The organism is Comamonas sp. wu1-DMT (assembly GCF_040187805.1).
GTDB lineage: Bacteria > Pseudomonadota > Gammaproteobacteria > Burkholderiales > Burkholderiaceae_C > Comamonas > Comamonas thiooxydans.
On sequence record NZ_JBANEM010000006.1, the window covers coordinates 92,700 to 109,367 of the forward strand.

The 16,668-nt window shown below is 63.7% G+C and carries 14 protein-coding genes; 5 read left to right on the plus strand and 9 right to left on the minus strand.

What is annotated here, in order from left to right; translation table 11 throughout:
- Positions 1-18 precede the first annotated feature (18 nt).
- Both hutU and V8Z78_RS10805 read right to left on the minus strand, forming a co-directional pair.
- Positions 19-1,716 (minus strand): urocanate hydratase, encoded by a 1,698-nt coding sequence (gene hutU, locus V8Z78_RS10800; protein ID WP_003069512.1) that lies wholly within the window; start codon positions 1,714-1,716, stop codon positions 19-21.
- Between the two features lie 42 nt (positions 1,717-1,758).
- On the minus strand, positions 1,759-3,228 hold the full coding sequence (locus V8Z78_RS10805; protein WP_280040725.1) for a purine-cytosine permease family protein: 1,470 nt from the start codon (positions 3,226-3,228) through the stop codon (positions 1,759-1,761).
- A gap of 144 nt (positions 3,229-3,372) precedes the next feature.
- Between V8Z78_RS10805 and hutC (V8Z78_RS10810) the strand changes: the two genes are divergently transcribed.
- A complete protein-coding gene (gene hutC, locus V8Z78_RS10810; protein ID WP_003069516.1) occupies positions 3,373-4,089 on the plus strand; it encodes a histidine utilization transcriptional repressor HutC in 717 nt (238 codons plus the stop codon).
- Positions 4,090-4,229: 140 nt separating this feature from the next.
- Here the strand turns inward: hutC (V8Z78_RS10810) and hutH are convergent, their stop codons facing one another.
- The 7 genes from hutH to V8Z78_RS10845 form a co-directional block, all read right to left on the minus strand.
- On the minus strand, positions 4,230-5,789 hold the full coding sequence (hutH, locus tag V8Z78_RS10815; protein WP_349731355.1) for a histidine ammonia-lyase: 1,560 nt from the start codon (positions 5,787-5,789) through the stop codon (positions 4,230-4,232).
- Positions 5,790-5,856: 67 nt separating this feature from the next.
- Positions 5,857-6,570, minus strand: coding sequence for a histidine utilization transcriptional repressor HutC (gene hutC, locus V8Z78_RS10820; protein ID WP_012836655.1), 714 nt, complete (start codon positions 6,568-6,570; stop codon positions 5,857-5,859).
- 80 nt (positions 6,571-6,650) lie between these two features.
- The gene (locus V8Z78_RS10825; protein WP_012836654.1) at positions 6,651-7,436 is read right to left on the minus strand and encodes an ABC transporter ATP-binding protein; all 786 of its coding nucleotides are present in this window, start codon (positions 7,434-7,436) and stop codon (positions 6,651-6,653) included.
- A complete protein-coding gene (locus tag V8Z78_RS10830; protein ID WP_349731356.1) occupies positions 7,433-8,290 on the minus strand; it encodes an ABC transporter permease in 858 nt (285 codons plus the stop codon). Before V8Z78_RS10830 ends, V8Z78_RS10825 begins: the two co-directional genes overlap by 4 nt.
- A gap of 2 nt (positions 8,291-8,292) precedes the next feature.
- A complete protein-coding gene (locus V8Z78_RS10835) occupies positions 8,293-9,255 on the minus strand; it encodes an ABC transporter substrate-binding protein (protein WP_012836652.1) in 963 nt (320 codons plus the stop codon).
- Positions 9,256-9,328: 73 nt separating this feature from the next.
- Positions 9,329-10,153 (minus strand): phytanoyl-CoA dioxygenase family protein, encoded by an 825-nt coding sequence (locus V8Z78_RS10840; protein ID WP_279086914.1) that lies wholly within the window; start codon positions 10,151-10,153, stop codon positions 9,329-9,331.
- Between the two features lie 289 nt (positions 10,154-10,442).
- Positions 10,443-11,339, minus strand: coding sequence for a LysR substrate-binding domain-containing protein (locus V8Z78_RS10845; RefSeq protein WP_349731357.1), 897 nt, complete (start codon positions 11,337-11,339; stop codon positions 10,443-10,445).
- 17 nt (positions 11,340-11,356) lie between these two features.
- On the opposite strand from V8Z78_RS10845, the gene V8Z78_RS10850 reads away from it, so the two are divergent.
- From V8Z78_RS10850 to recQ, 4 genes are all read left to right on the plus strand, one after another.
- On the plus strand, positions 11,357-12,646 hold the full coding sequence (locus V8Z78_RS10850) for a CaiB/BaiF CoA transferase family protein (RefSeq protein ID WP_349731358.1): 1,290 nt from the start codon (positions 11,357-11,359) through the stop codon (positions 12,644-12,646).
- 32 nt (positions 12,647-12,678) lie between these two features.
- Positions 12,679-13,827, plus strand: coding sequence for an acyl-CoA dehydrogenase family protein (locus V8Z78_RS10855; protein ID WP_349731359.1), 1,149 nt, complete (start codon positions 12,679-12,681; stop codon positions 13,825-13,827).
- A 45-nt stretch (positions 13,828-13,872) separates the two neighbouring features.
- Positions 13,873-14,607: a histidine utilization transcriptional repressor HutC gene (gene hutC / locus V8Z78_RS10860; protein ID WP_231879760.1), complete on the plus strand. Its 735-nt coding sequence runs from the start codon at positions 13,873-13,875 to the stop codon at positions 14,605-14,607.
- Between the two features lie 137 nt (positions 14,608-14,744).
- Positions 14,745-16,655, plus strand: a complete 1,911-nt coding sequence (gene recQ / locus V8Z78_RS10865; RefSeq protein WP_003069534.1) for a DNA helicase RecQ — start codon at positions 14,745-14,747, stop codon at positions 16,653-16,655.
- The last annotated feature ends 13 nt before the right edge of the window (positions 16,656-16,668 follow it).

Below are 16,668 nucleotides of genomic sequence, written 5' to 3' on the forward strand. Positions count from 1 at the left end.
GCGCGGCGGCCATGGCGCTTACTTCACCATGGGCAGCTTCAGGCCCTGCTTGCGTGCGGTCTCGATGGCCAGCTCGTAGCCTGCGTCCGCATGGCGCATCACGCCCGAGCCGCAGTCGTTGACCAGCACGCGCGCCAGCCGTGCGGCGGCCTCATCGGTGCCGTCGGCCACGATGACCATGCCGGAGTGCTGCGAGTAGCCCATGCCCACGCCTCCGCCGTGGTGCAGGCTGACCCAGGTGGCGCCGCCGGCAGTGTTGAGCAGGGCGTTGAGCAGCGGCCAGTCTGAGACGGCATCCGTGCCGTCCTTCATGGCTTCGGTCTCACGGTTGGGGCTGGCCACGGAGCCGGTATCCAGGTGGTCGCGGCCGATGACGATGGGGGCCTTGAGTTCGCCGTTCTTGACCATTTCATTGAAGGCCAGGGCCGCCTTGTGGCGCTCGCCCAGACCCAGCCAGCAGATACGTGCGGGCAGGCCCTGGAAGGCGATGCGCTCGCGCGCCATGTCCAGCCAGCGGTGGGTGTGCTTGTTCTCGGGGAACAGTTCCTTGATCTTGGCGTCGGTCTTGTAGATGTCCTCGGGGTCGCCCGACAGTGCCACCCAGCGGAACGGGCCCTTGCCCTCGCAGAACAGCGGACGGATGTAGGCGGGCACGAAACCGGGGAAGTCGAAGGCGTTCTTCACACCCTCGTCGAAGGCCACCTGGCGGATGTTGTTGCCGTAGTCCACCGTGGGGATGCCCATGGCCTGGAAGTCCAGCATGGCCTGCACGTGCACGGCGCAGCCCTGGGCCGCGGCCTTGGTCAGCTTGGCGTGCTGGCTGGGGTCGGCAGCGGCTGCTTCCCACTGTGCCACGGTCCAGCCCACGGGCAGGTAACCGTTGATCAGGTCGTGGGCCGAGGTCTGGTCGGTCACGATGTCGGGCTTGGGGCCGCCGGCCTTGGCGCGCTTGACCAGCTCGGGCAGGATTTCAGCGGCATTGCCCAGCAGCGCGATGGAGACCGCCTCACCCTTTTCGGTGTGATGCTTGATCAGGGCCAGCGCGTCGTCGACGTCCTTGGCCTGCTTGTCCACATAGCGGGTGCGCAGACGGAAGTCGATGCTGGACTGCTTGCATTCGATGTTCAGCGAGCAGGCGCCGGCCAGCGTGGCGGCCAGGGGCTGGGCGCCGCCCATGCCGCCCAGGCCGGCCGTGAGAATCCACTTGCCGGTCAGGTCGTTGTTGTAGTGCTGGCGACCGGCTTCGACAAAGGTCTCGAAAGTGCCCTGCACGATGCCCTGGCTGCCGATGTAAATCCAGCTGCCGGCCGTCATCTGGCCGTACATGAACAGGCCCTTGCGGTCCAGCTCGTTGAACTTCTCCCAGGTGGCCCACTTGGGCACCAGGTTGGAGTTGGCGATCAGCACGCGGGGCGCGCCCGGATGGGTCTTGAACACGCCCACAGGCTTGCCCGACTGGACCAGCAGGGACTCGTCCTCATTGAGTTCCTTGAGGGAAGCCAGGATCTGGTCGTAGCACTCCCAGTTGCGGGCTGCGCGGCCGATGCCGCCGTAGACCACCAGGGCTTGCGGGTTCTCGGCGACCTCGGGGTCGAGGTTGTTCTGGATCATGCGGTAGGCCGCTTCGGTCAGCCAGTTCTTGCAGCTGAGCTGGTTGCCGCGAGGGGCGCGGATGACGCGGGTGGGGTCGATGCGCGAATCGTTAGGGGTAGTCATGGCTGCTCCTTTGACAGTAATGGAGAGAATATGGAAAAGGCGTTACGGCTCGGCTCGGAAGCGGGTTGCCTCGGCGTAGAAGTCGGGCTCGACGGCTGGGGCCGGGCTGCACTTGGGATAGATCATGGCCGCAGGCACCTTCATGGACCGCTTGGCCAGTGGGTAGTACACCAGCGATGTCACCAGCAGGCTGACGATCCAGGAGATGTCGGCACCGCCCAGCATGGAGGCGAGCGGACCCTTGTACAGCGCCTGGTTCAGGAACGGGATCTGCACCAGGATGCCCAGCACATAGCAACCCAGCGCCATGAAGTTGTAGCTGCCATAACGGCCCTGGGGGTCGTATAGCGCGGGAATGTCGACCCGCTCCTTGGACACCAGGTAGTAGTCCACCAGATTCACCGCGCTCCATGGCACGAAGACGGCGAGCAGCAGCAGCACGAAGTTCTTGAAGTTGTTCAGGAAATCGGCGCTGGCCAGCAAGGCCACCACCAGCGACAGCAGCACGAAGCCGACGATGTAGGCGATGCGCGCGACGGGCGAGATCTGCGTCTTGTTGTTGAAGCCGCTGACCGTGGTCAGGATGGTCATGAAGCCGCCGTAGGCATTGAGGCAGTTCACCGTGAGCTTGCCCGAGACGATCACCAGGTAGATCACGATGGCGGCCGGGCCGGCCAGGTCACCGATGAAGCCGACCTGGTTCTTCAGGAACTGGCCCCCCAGCGCGGCGACCAGCACGCCCAGCGTCATGGCGATCTGCGCGCCGATCACGCTGCCCATGAAGGTCGTGGTGAAGGCCCGCGACGTAGGCGTGTTGGACGGCAGGTAGCGCGAGTAGTCGGCGACGTAGGGCGCGAAGGTCATCTGCCAGCCGGCCGACAGCGCGATGGTGAGCAGGAAGCTCGCCCAGGTGAAGGGCTTCTGGCCGAAGGCGCTGGCCACGTCGTACTGCATGCCCAGGCGCACGGCCAGGTAGGCAAAGCCCAGCAGCCCGATCACCGTGGCCACGCGGCCGAGCACGTGGATGAGGCGATAGCCCACCACGGCCACGATGGCGGTCAGCGTGCCGAAGATGATCATGCCGGTCTGCGGGGCCGAGAAATCGAACATGCGGTTGATGGCCTGGCCCGAGAGAACCGTGCCCGTGGCCGCGAAGCCCAGGTACATGAGGATCACCAGCAGCAGCGGCAGGGCCGCGCCCTTGACGCCGAACTGCACGCGGCTGGAAATCATCTGGGGCAGGCCCAGGCGCGGGCCCTGGGCCGAGTGCAGGGCCATGACGATGCCGCCGAGGATGTTGCCGATCAGCAGACCGATGATGGCCGTCATGGCCTCCGCGCCGAACACGATGGCCAGCGCTCCGTCGACAATGGCCGTGATCTGGCAATTGGCTCCGAACCAGAGGGTGAACTGGCTGGAGGGCGATCCGTGGCGCTCGCTCTCCGGAACCATGTCTATGGTTCTGCTCTCGATGGCGCCAGAGGAACCCAGCGTGGCTGTATCAATACTCATGAATTGCTCCGTCAATCCCTCTGGATGTCTCTTATATGTCCGAACAACTTTCATTTATTTTCGCGAAGTTGTATAGACGAATTTTGTGATTTACTCCCACCCACGTCAATCATCTAGACAGCTTTTCTGATCCAAACAAACCCTATGTCGCGAACCGATACCACCGCCGCCGTACCTGCGTTCCAGCGCATCAAAGACCATGTGCTGCAGCAGATTCAAAGTGGCGTATGGCAGGAAGGCCAGGCCATCCCCAGCGAGGCCGCGCTGGTCAAGCAGTTCAATGTGGCGCGCATGACCGTCAACCGCGCGCTGCGCGAGCTCAGCGACGAAAAGACACTGACGCGCGTCCAGGGTTCGGGCACTTTCGTGGCCCAGCAGAAGTACCAGGCCACCCTGGTCGAGCTGCGCAATATCGCCGACGAAATTGGTGCACGCGGCCACCGGCACCGGGGGGAGCTGCAGCGGCTCGAGCGCTGCAAGGTCGATGCCGCCCTGCTGCGCCAGTTCGAGCTGAGCGCCGCCACCCATCTGTTTCACTCCGTGGTCGTGCACTTCGAGAACGATGTCCCCATCCAGGTCGAAGACCGCTATGTAAATCCGGCCGTGGCTCCCGACTATCTGAGCCAGGACTTTGCAAGCCAGACGCCCAATGCCTATCTGGTGCGCGTGGCTCCGCTGCAGGGCGTGAATTTCTCCATCGAAGCGAGCATGCCCACGGCCGAGGTGGCGGAGCTTTTGCGCATGGAGGTCACCGAACCCTGTCTGGTATTGCGCCGCAGAACCCGCTCCCAGGGCCAGGTGGCCTCGGTTTCGGCCCTGTGGCACCCGGCTTCGCGCTACCAGTTCGCGGGAAATTTCTGATCCCCCTGAGCGGCTGCGCCGCCTTCCCCCAAGGGGACGGCGCCCTCGCTGCGAGGCGGCGCGGCCGGCTGAGGCTCTTGCTCGGAACCCCTGGCCTGGGGCACCGGCGATTTTTGCGGTGTGGGTTGTAGGCAGCAGTTTCAGCGCTCCGTGCTCGGCAGAATGCTCTGCAACACCTCGGGCCAGGCGGTTTCCAGCGCCCACAGACGCATGATTTCGATATCGGGGGCCAGATAGCGGTCCTTGTCCAGGTAAGGCACCTGGCTGCGGATCAACGCGTACTGCTCCTCGATCAGCGGCGAGCTCTTGAGCCGGCGGTCGAAGTCCATGCCCTGGACCGCGGCCATGGCCTCCACGCCCACGATCACGGCCGTGTTCCTGACCATGTCTGCCAGGCGACGCGCGCCATAGGTGGCCATGGAGACATGGTCTTCCTGGTTGGCCGAGGTGGGCAGGCTGGTCACGCTGCTGGGATGGGCCAGACACTGGTTTTCGGCCGCCAGGGCTGCCGCCGTGACCTGGGCGATCATGAAGCCCGAGTTGACGCCGCTGTCCTCGATCAGAAAGGCCGGCAGGCGCGATAGTCCGGTGTCCAGCAGCAAGGCCATGCGACGCTCGGAGATGGCGCCGATTTCAGCGATCGCCAAGGCCATGATGTCGGCGGCGAAAGCCACGGGTTCGGCATGAAAGTTACCGCCCGAAATCACGTCGCCGTTGTCGAACACCAGCGGATTGTCCGAGGCGGCATTGGCTTCGATGACCAGCACGCGCGCAGCATGGCTGAGATTGTCCAGGCAGGCGCCCATGACCTGCGGCACGCAGCGGATGGAATAGGGGTCCTGCACGCGCCCGCAATTGGGGTGCGAGGGGTCGATGGCACTGCCGTCCAGCAGGGAACGCACGGCAGCCGCCACGGCGATCTGTCCATGCTGGCCTCTGGCCTCGTGGATGCGCGCATCGAAGGGCTTGATGGAGCCCTGTATGGCTTCCAGCGTCAGGCAACCGGCCACCAGGCCTGCGGCCAGCACGCTTTCGGCCTGGAACAGACCCGCCAGCGCCAGCGAGGTGGAGACCTGGGTTCCATTGAGCAGCGCCAGCCCTTCCTTGGGGCCCAGCACAAAGGGCTCCAGGCCGATATGCTGCATGGCCTCACGGCCGGAAACGAGCTTGCCGCCCACCTTGGCCTGCCCCTCGCCGATCAGCACACAGGCCAGGTGCGACAGCGGCGCCAGATCGCCCGAAGCGCCCACCGAACCCTTAGAGGGAATCACGGGCAGGACATCGGCATTGGCCAGCGCCAGCAGCGCGTCCACCAGCGCCGTGCGGGCTCCCGAATGCCCGCGGGCCAGACTCACGGCCTTGGTGGCCAGCACCAGGCGCACCACATGATCCGGCAGCGGATCACCCGTGCCGACGCTGTGCGAAAGCACCAGATTGCGCTGCAGCTCGGCCAGACGCTCATGGGCAATCTTGGTCGAAGCCAGCTTGCCGAAACCGGTGTTGATGCCGTAGACCACCTGGTCTTCATCGACGATATGCTGCACATGCGCCTCGGCCTTGCGCATGGCCGCATAGGCGGCCTGCGCCATGCTGAGCTGCACGCCGCCGTCCTGAATTCGGCGCAGCTGAGCCAGCGTGAGCTCGCCGGGATGCAGTTCCAGTTCGGAGTTCCAGAGCTCTTGGGTGGTGGTAGTGTTCATGGCTATACCTGTCTATACAGTCAAGAGAAACAAAAACGTACTGAGGGATTCAAGGGCCTGGCCGGGATCAGCCGCCGTGCACTGAATCGGTTCGGAAACGGCTACCGAGTCGGTAGCGCATGCCCGGATGCACGCAATGCACCCAGGTGATAGGGACGCCGCGCAGCCAGGTACGGCGCGTGAGCATCAGACAAGGCTGGTCGAGAGCCATCTGCAACAGTCGGGCCTGCTCGGCCGTAGGCAAGATCGCATCGACCACATGCTCGATCTGGTCGTACTGCACATTGCGCACCAGATAGACCGAGGGTTGCACGGCAGAGAAATCCTGGTCCATGAAGTCGGGGACCAGACGGGGGTTCACATAGCGGTCTTCGATCTGAACCGGCAGCTCGTTTTCGAAGTGCACGCCATGCAGATGAAAGACCGAGGCGCCGACCGCCAGGTCCAGCGCCGCGGCGACCTCGGGCGAGGCGGACTCGCGGCGCATGTCGAGCAGCTCGAAGCGATGGTCATGCCCGCGCTGGGTGATCTCTTCACCGATATTGGCGATGCGCAGCAGGGTCGATTGCGGCTTTTCCTCGGCCACGAAAGAGCCGACCCCCGCCACACGCACGATCACGCCCTGCTCTGCCAGTTCGCGCAGCGCACGGTTCACCGTCATGCGCGCCACGCCGAACTCGTTGACCAGCTCCTGCTCGGAAGGCACGCGCGCACCGGCCGCCAGCGAACCGTCGCCGATCTTGCGCAGCACATGGTCCTTGACCTGCTGGTACAGGGCCATTGGCACCTCCGCTGTCGGTGAGGAAAAACGAGTAGCGGTGAGGCGGGAAGGCATGGTGTGGACTGTGGTCATGAAAACCCTCAGTGTGCAGCAGCCGCCAGCGCCTCGGCGCGAATCTCTTCTGTCAGTCGGGCTTTAAGCTCCATGAATTCCGATGATGTCTTGACCGTGTAGTGACGTGGATGTGGCAAGTTCACAGGAATGTCGGCTTTGATGCGGCCCGGGCGGGCGCTGAATACCGCCACGCGGCTGGCCATGAAGATGGACTCGTCGATGTCGTGCGTGACGAAGATCACAGTCTTGCGGTGCTTTTCCCAGATGCCCAGCAGCAACTCCTGCATGACCACCCGGGTCTGGTTGTCCAGCGCGCCAAACGGCTCGTCCAGCAGCAGGATCTTGGGATCGTTGGCCAGCGCCCGTGCTATGGCCACGCGCTGCTGCATGCCACCAGACAGTTGCTTGGGAAAGTGCTGCTCAAAGCCGCGCAGCCCCACGCTGGCGATGAAGTACTCGCTGATCTCCTTTTGCTGGGCCTCAGGCACTCCCTTCTCGCGCAGACCGAAACAGATGTTCTGGCGCACGTTGAGCCAGGGAAACAACGTATAACTCTGAAACACCACGCCACGGTCAGCGCCCGGCCCTTCGACACGATGGCCATCGAGGAGTATCTCGCCGCCAGTGGGCGTCTCCAGCCCCGCCACCAGCCGCAGCAGCGTGGACTTACCGCATCCCGAAGGCCCCAGCACGGTGATGAAATCGTTGTCAGCCACCTCCAGGCTCGTGGGCTGCAACGCCGTGGTGGGAGAGGCTCCCCGGGCCGTGCCCTGGAAGACCTTGGTGACTTGGCGTATGGACAGGCGGCTCATCGCATCAGGCTCCAGGGGAAAAGCAGTTGGTTCAGCTTCTTGAACAGCAGGTCCGAAGTCAGGCCCACGAGGCCGATGATGACGATGCCGGCAATGATGTTGTCGGTGGCCATCAACGCCTGGCTGTCCATGATCATGTGGCCTATGCCCGAGGCAGCGCCGATCAACTCGGCGACCACCACATAGGTCCAGCCCAGACCCAACACCTGGCGCAAGGCCTCGGCGATTTCGGGAGCAGCACCGGGCAGCAGCACGCGCCGGATCACGCTGGAGTCGGTGGAGCCCAGCGTGTAAGCGGCTTCGACCAAGTCACGCCGCGCATTGCCGACGATCATCATCACCATCAGCGTGAGCTGGAAGAAGCAGCCGATGAAGATGATGGACAGCTTCTGCGCCTCGCCTATGCCCACCCACATGATCAGCAGCGGGATGAAGGCAGAGGCCGGCAGATAGCGCGCGAACGAGACGAAGGGCTCGAATATGGCCTCTATGGGCTTGTATGCTCCCATCGCAATGCCCAGGGGCACGGCGATCACGGCCGCCAGCACAAAGCCGCCCATCACCCGCCATACCGTCATGCCCACATCGTTCAGGAAGCCGAATTCGGTGAACAGTTTCCAGGCCGCTTTCAGCGCTTGCAAGGGCGATGCCAGGAAATGGGGAGCGACGATGCCGGCCACCGTCAGGAACGTCCAGAACAGCAGGAATAGCGCGAAAAATGCCACCCCCAGAAAAAGGCGGACACGAGGTTCTATCGGATGCAGCAGCTTCATCTTGCGAGGTCCGTGGGAAGCCGGCGCAGCGGCGGGCTCTCCCGCCACCGCCTGCTTGTCTATGGAACTGACGGAGACCATGGTCACTTCCTCAGGAACTGGGTGTCAAACAGGCTGTCGAGATTGGCGGGAATGGCACGGATCACGCCGGTTTCCAGCAGCAAGGTGGCTGCTTCCTTGTTGAAGGCCTGGATCTCCCCATTGAAAAAGCGAATGTTGGCCTCGCGGTCGGCCCACTTGATCTTGCTTTGAGAGGTCTCGAACTGCTCGGCCGTCTGCTTGAGGTCGGCCCCCATGATGGTGAAGGCCTTGGTCCTGTCCTTCTCGATCATGTCCAGCGCCTCGAAATAGCCTTCGGTCAGCGCCTTGGCGGCTTTGGGGTTGTCCTTGAGGAACTTTGGCGTGCAGCCGAAGGTGTCGAACACCATGGAGTACTGCTTGGAGTCGGCAATCAGCTTGCCCTTGTCGGGCTGGCTGCGCACCAAGCCCAGATATGGCTCATAGGTCATGGCTGCGTCCAGTCCGCTGTTGCCTGCGATCAGCGCATTGGCTGCCTGGGCTGGTTCCAGCGTCACCATCTTCACATCCTTGAGCGTCATGCCGTGCTTCTTGAGGATCCAGGCCAGCGAGAAATACGGATTGGTGCCGGGCGCAGACACTCCAATGGTCTTGCCCTTGAGATCCTCGACCTTCTCGATGCCGGGCCTGGCCACGATACCGTCGGCACCCATACCCTGGTCCATCTTGAAGATCTGGGTCGTGGCCACGCCGTTGGCGTTCCAGACGATCCAGGTCTCGGTTGAAGTGGCGGCACATTGCACGTCGCCCGAGGCGATCGCCAGATGGCGATCCTTCTGAGGGATCTTGCGGATGCTCACATCAAGCCCCAGCTTCTTGAAGATGCCTGCATCCTTGGCCAGCGTCAGCGGGCCGAAGCCCGTCCAGCCGGACATGGCGACGGACACCTTGGTTTCCTGCGCCAGGACCGCCCCGGACAGACCTGCTGCCAACGAAAGAGCCAGCACGGTTTTCTTCATCATGGACATGGAATATTCCTCTCGACGAGATTGACAACACTGCGCAGGCGCCTGGTGCGGCCGGCCTGCCTCCACCTGGGACCTAGACAGCCGGCGCGCCATCGCGCCAGACCACAGGGAACATCGGGTCATCGAAGGGATCGCCATGCTTCATGGTAAGTCCCTTGATCGGTGGCGATCCTTTGCCGCCGCGGTCTGCATAGACGGCGTCATCACCCACCCAACGCGCCGAGAACACCCTGCGCGCGATCTGCGATCGGTTACCGGGTGCGCCGTGCACGGTTCGGAAATTGAAGGCGATCACGTCGCCAGGCTCCATGTCCCAGCCCGCGATATCGAACTGGTCGCGTGCCGCATCGATGTCTGGCAGCGCGGCATAGCTGTCGTTCTCATACAGGCGCGTGCCGTCGAAGCGCATGGGCCGAAAATCCTGGCCCCAGCGGTGCGAGCCGCGCACGCACTCCATCACCACCGAGCGCACCACAGGATCCAGCGGCGTCCAAAAACTCACGCTCTGCCGGCCATCCACGCAGTAATACGGCTGGTCCTGGTGCCAGGGGGTAACGGTGCTGCCTCCAGGCTGCTTGACCAGCACATGGTCGTGAAAGAAGCGCGCTGTGCGCGAGCGCATCAGTTGCGCGGCCAGTGAGCCAGCCGGAGAGCGCAGCACGAAATCGCTGAATTCAGGGATACGCTGCCAGTTGCATAGATCCTGAAAAAAGGCCGCCGAACCGTCGGCAGGCACCACCGAGCGTTCCATGGGGCCCGGATCGGCCATCAGCCTACGCACGCCCTCGCGCAACGGCTCCATCCAATCGTTGAACGCCTGACGGATCACGATGACGCCGTCGCGCTCGAATGCGGTGATGTCCTCCTCGGACAACTGCATGTGCTCCACAACTGCCATGTCAAACCCCAATAGAACTGTCTATACATTTCCCGACAAAGCAGGATGTGTGCCAGTCTCATCGCTGTGTCTGCCACCTGTCTTACCGGAAGCTGCATGCAACTCCAGGTGCGGATTCACGCTTTGTCTGGTGCAAAGAGCGAATGGGCTGCACCGGTTCTGTGCATTTCTTCCTTCTTGCGCCCATGCCTCCGGACTCGAGAATCCTAGAGTTGCACATACCTGTATATACATATCTTCCCTGTCCGGGAAATCGCGGGGGAGCCTTGCTGCAGCCCTGGTCCGGCCTTCAGCCTGCGCGCGCGAACACCGAGCGGGCCACGGGCAGCAGCGGCTGGATCAAAGGGGAAGCCATATCCCTCGGGAAAGCCACCACCACCGACTGCCGGGCCACCGGACCACGCAAACGCCGGCAGCCCAGGCGCTTGCCGTCTTGCGACTTGTCCACCACAGGTCTCGTCGTCAGCAAACCGACACCCAGGCCATTGGCCACGAGAGAGCGAGCCATCTCCAGCGATCCGGTCTCGAAGGCGATCTGTGGCGTGGCGCCCGCCTCGCGGAACAGAGACAGGAAATACTCGCGACTGTGAGGCAGGCCTATCAGCACCAGGGGGCAGAGCGCCAAGTCTGTCAGGCGCACCGTGGCCTTGTCCGCCAGGGCATGGCCCCAAGGCAGCAGCGCATAGGGCGTCAGGTCCGCCACATGGGCCATATCCAGGCGCGGACGCGCCAGACCAAGGTCGTATTGCAGCGCTGCATCGAGTTCGCCACGCTCCAGCCGCCGCGTGAGACTCTCGATGTCGCCATCAACGAGTTCGATCTCCACCTGCGGGTAGCTTTTGCGCATCTGCGCCACGATGGCCGGCACCCAGCGCGGCCCCAACGTGCTCAGATAGCCCAGGCGCAGCAGTCCGGCCATAGCCTGTGTGCGCGGCCCCTGCAGCAGCCGTGCGCGCTCTATCAATGCCTGCGCCTCACGCTGACGTGCGCTGCCCGCGGCCGTCAAGTCCATACCGCGGGCATGGCGACGCACGAACAGCGGCTCACCCCATTGGGCCTCCAGGTCGGCAATCGCCTTGGAGATGGAGGGCTGTGAAACATTGATGGCCAGCGCCGCCTTGGCCGTGCTGCCGTGGCGTGCGGCGGCGACAAAATATTCGAGCTGGCGCAGATTTATCTGAATCAATTTTTTGAATCCAGTGAATGGGAAATGAATATTTTCCATTGATTCATGTTTTGGGCAGCATGCAGGCATCGCTTCAGATCAACAGCAGGACTCCCATGCTTGCATCAACCGAAAAAACTGCCTCCCGTCCGCTGGACGGCATCCGCATCCTGGACTTCACCCGGGTTCTGGCGGGCCCCATGTCCACGGCCTTGCTGGCCGATCTGGGCGCGGAAGTCGTGAAGGTGGAGCCGCCTCAGGGCGACGACTACCGCGCCATCGGGCCCATGAAGAATGGGCAAAGCGCCTTGTTCACGGTCATGAATCGCAACAAGCAAAGCCTGGTGCTGGACCTCAAGCATGCGGATGCGGTCGCCGTGGTGCATGAGCTGGCCCGGCAGGTCGATGTGGTGGTCGAGAACTTCAGGCCGGGCGTGGCCGAGCGCCTGGGCATCGGCCCCGAAACGCTGCGCGCCCTCAATCCCCGGCTGGTGTATGTCAGCGTCTCCGGCTTCGGCCAGACCGGCCCGCTGGCCCATCGCCCGGCCTACGACATCATTGTTCAGGCCATGAGCGGCCTGATGGAAGCCACCGGCGAACCTCAAGGCGCGCCCACCCTGGTCGGTGAAGCGGTCAGCGATGTGGTTGCCGGCCTGTTTGCCTCCTGGGCGACACTGGCAGCCCTGCTGCAGGCGCAGAGAACCGGCACCGGCCAGCATGTCGATGTCGCCATGTTCGACACCACGCTGAGCTTTCTGGCGACATCGATGTCGCGCTATCTGTTCACCGGCCTGCCTGCACGGCGTGTGGGCAACCGGCATCCGCTCTCGGCGCCGTTTGGCGTCTACAGGGCTCGGGACGGCCACTACGCCCTGGCCGTGCTCAACAAGAAGCTGTTCGATGCCACTGCGGCCGCGATGGAGCAGCCCGAGCTGGCCAGCGATCCGCGTTTTGCCAGCGATGAAACCCGCTCGGCCAACGAGCCTGCATTGCGCGCCGCGCTGGAGGGCTGGAGTACGCAGCACGATGTGGCCGATGTGATGGCGCGGCTCGAAGCCGCAGGCGTTCCCGCAGCCCCCATCTGGAACATAGAGCAGGCCCTGAACTCCGAGCAGATCCGCTCGCGTGGCCTGCTCTGCGAGGTCGAGGACGAGCGCCTTCCGGGCCTGCAGCTGCCGACACAGCCCGTGCATTTCAACGGCGCTTTGCCCAATCGTGCGCAACGCGCACCGGCCCTGGGCGAGCACACGGAGCTGCTGCTGCAAAGCTGGTTGGGCCGCAGCACGGACGCCATTGCCGCCTTGCGCGAAGCAGGCGCTTTGGGTTGATTTTGATTGACAGAAAACAAGGAGAGACCGCCATGTCATTGATTCGTCTGGGCGCGACCGAAGAAGATCAGGCCGTTGCCGATGCCGTTGCACGCTTTGCCGAGGAAACCCTGGCGCCCGTGGCCCAAGCCATGGACGAGGAGGCTTTTTCTGCCACACGCCATGTGCCCGGCCTGTCCGCGCTGGGCGTGATGGGCATGAATCTGCCGGAACGCTTTGGCGGGCCGGGCGTCACCCCCACCGCCATGCTGATGTCGCTGGTCGCCATCTCGCGCGCCTGTGCCGCGACCTCGTCCATGATCGGTGCTCACTACCTGGGCACGGATGCCGTTCTCATAGCTGGCGACGAGACGCAGCGCGAGCAATGGCTGCCGCGCTGCGCCAGCGGGGAATGGCTGGCGGCCTTTGCGCTGACCGAGCCGCGCGGTGGCTCCCACCCTGCAGACATGCGTACCCGGGCCGTGCGCGACGGCGACGACTATCTGATCACGGGCGTCAAGCACTTCATCTCGAATGCGGCGGAGGCCCGCTTCATGGTGGTGTTCGCCAAGACCGATGCGGAGGCTGCGGCACGCGGGGTCAGCGCCTTCATCGTGCCGCGCGATCTGCCCGGCATACAGATTTCGTCGCCCGAGAAGCTCATGGGCATTCGCGGCGGCCATGCCTTTGAAGTCTCGCTGGACAGCGTGCGCGTTCCTGCCGCCAACCGCCTCGGTGCCGAGGGCAGTGGCTTCAAGACCGCCATGAAGGTGCTGGACAACAGCCGCCTGGACGTGGCTGCGACCTCTCTGGGCATCGCCGAGGCCGCGCTCAAGGCAGCGGCCGACTGGGCCAACCAGCGTCTGGTGGGCGGCGAACCGATAGCCAACAAGCAGGGCATACAGTTCAAGATCGCCGACATGAAGCTGCGCCTGGAAGCCGCCTGGGCGCTGACCATGCAGGCCCTGGCACTGCGCCAGCAGGGCCAGCCCTTCACCCAACAGTCGGCCATGGCCAAGCTGTTCGCCTCGGAAATGGTGGGCTTCGTGACCGACGAGGCGCTGCAGATCCATGGCGGCTACGGCTATACCCGTGAAATGCCCCTGGAGCGCTATGTGCGCGACGCCCGCATCCTGCGCATCTACGAAGGCTCTTCCGAGATTCAGCGCACCATCATTGCACGCTCCGTATTGAACGCCTAGAACGCGCAGCGGCACCCGGCCGGATTTGCTGGTGTAATCCACTCCATGGACAAACACTCTTCGATGTCGCTGCACGGGAAAATTCTCACCGAGATTGAACAGAACATTCTCAGTGGCCGCTGGCCACCCGGCTATCGCATTCCGTCGGAGATGGAGCTGACCGTCCATTACCAATGCTCGCGCATGACGGTGAGCAAGGTGCTCAACAAGCTGGCAGAAGCCGGTCTGCTGGTGCGCAAGCGCAAGGCGGGAAGCTTTGTGACGCGCCCGCAAACCAGCTCTGCCGTGCTGGAGATTCCCGATCTGCGCCAGGTGGTGCTGGGCATGGGGCAGGAGTATTCGAGCAGGCTGCTTGGCCGCACGCAGCGGCGCAGCACGCGCGAGGACATGGAGGCCATGCGCATGGCCCGGCCTGCCCCCATCGTCCATGTGCTGTGCCTGCACATGGCGGGATCGCGTCCGTTCTGCATCGAAGACCGCCTGATCAATCTCGAATCCGTGCCGGACGCCGAGCACGAGCCTTTCACCGAGCACAGTCCCAGCTCCTGGATGGTCAACCACGTGCCCTGGAGCTCGGCCGAACACCGCATTCGTGCCGAAGCGGCCAGCGAGGAAACCGCCGGCTTGCTGGAGATCAAGCCCGGCTTTCCCTGTCTGGTGATCGACCGCCGTACCTGGACCGGGCAGTTGCCCATCACCTTTGTGCGCCTGACCTATCCCGCCGATCTCTACGAGCTGGATGCGCATTTTTCGCCCTCCACCATAGGGCAGGCTGGCTGATTGCGCATAACCCGGCCTGGGCAGCGCGCCGGGTCGCGGCGCACAATAGGGCCAGTTCTGATGCTTGCACCAGAGGCCAAATCGGCCTCTTCCCCATATCCAGCAAGCGCTACCAGCTATCGATTCAAGAGTACCCGGTGTCTTCCGCGCAATCCATTCTGCAAGCCGTTTTTGGCTACGAGCAATTCCGTGGCCCCCAGCAGGCCATCGTCTCGCATGTCATCAACGGCGGCGATGCGCTGGTGCTCATGCCCACGGGCGGCGGCAAATCGCTGTGCTACCAGGTTCCGGCCATTGCGCGCCAGCAGCTCGGCCATGGCGTGACGATCGTGGTCTCGCCGCTGATCGCGCTCATGCACGACCAGGTCGGTGCGCTGCATGAGGCCGGCATCAGCGCCGCCTATCTGAACTCCACCCTGAGCTACGACGAGACGCAGGAGGTGGAGCTGCGCCTGCAAAGCGGCGACATCACCCTGCTCTACGCCGCGCCCGAGCGGCTGAACACGCCACGTTTTCTGGGTCTGCTCGACGATCTGCATGCCCAGGGCAAGCTGTCGCTGTTCGCCATCGACGAAGCGCATTGCGTGAGTCAGTGGGGACACGACTTCCGCCCCGAATACCGCGCGCTGAGCGTGCTGCACCAACGCTATGCCGAGGTGCCACGCATCGCGCTGACGGCCACGGCCGATGCGCTGACGCGCGCCGACATCATCGAGCGCCTGCAGCTGGAAGCAGCCCAGCATTTCATCAGCAGTTTCGACCGCCCGAACATCCGCTACAAGATCGCCGAGAAAAAAGACGTCAGCAACCAGCTGCTGCGCTTTATCGAACGCGAGCACGAGGGCGAGGCCGGCGTGGTCTATTGCCAGTCGCGCAAGCGTGTCGAGGAGCTGGCCCAGACCCTGGTGCAAAACGGCATCAATGCCCTGCCTTATCACGCCGGCCTGCCCCAGGAAATGCGCCAGAATCATCAGGACCGTTTTCTGCGCGAAGAAGGCGTGGTGATGTGCGCCACGATCGCCTTCGGCATGGGCATCAACAAGCCCGATGTGCGCTTTGTGGCCCATGTGGACATGCCCAAGAACATCGAGGGCTACTACCAGGAAACCGGCCGTGCGGGCCGCGACGGCCTGCCCGCCGATGCCTGGATGGCCTACGGTCTCAGCGACGTGGTCAACCAGCGCCGCATGATCGACGAAAGCCCGGCCGAAGAACAGTTCAAGCAGGTGATGCGCGGCAAGCTCGATGCCCTGCTCGGTCTGGCCGAGGCCACGGACTGCCGCCGCGTGCGGCTGCTGGCCTATTTTGGCGAGCAGTATGGACAGGAGCCGAGCCTGGATGGCAAGCCACTGCAGGCCGTTGCCCGCACCCATTGCGGCAACTGCGACAACTGCCTGGAACCGCCGGCGCTATGGGATGGCACGGATGCGGCACGCAAGCTGCTGTCCACCATCTTCCGCGTGCACGAAGCCAGCGGCCTGACCTATGGTGCGGGCCACATCATGGACGTGCTGCGCGGCAAGGAGACGGACAAGGTCACGCAGTACGGGCATGACAAGGTATCCACCTTCGGCATCGGCAAGGAGTATTCGGAGCCACAGCTGCGCGCTGTGATGCGCCAGTTGCTGGCCACGGGGGCCCTGGGCCTGCACAAGGTGGTGAGCGAGAACAGCGGCCATGTGTTTGACACCTTGTGCCTGGCCGCGGGCTCGCGTGCCGTGCTCAAGGGCGAGGTGCAGGTACAGCTGCGCGAGGCCGTGGCCGCATCGCGCAGCAAGAAGCAGGGCAAGAAGTCCGCTGCCAATGCAGCTGCGGTCAATCTGGGTCCCGACGCACAGGTGCGCTTCATCAACCTCAAGGCCTGGCGCGCCGAAGTGGCCAAATCTCACAATCTGCCGGCCTATGTGATCTTCCACGACGCCACCCTGGCATCGATTGCCGAACTCAATCCCCAGAGCCTGCAGGAGCTACAGGGCGTCAGCGGCATGGGCGCCAAGAAGCTCGATGCCTATGGTGCCGAGGTGCTGCGCGTGGTGGCACTGGGCTGATCGGCCCGGATTC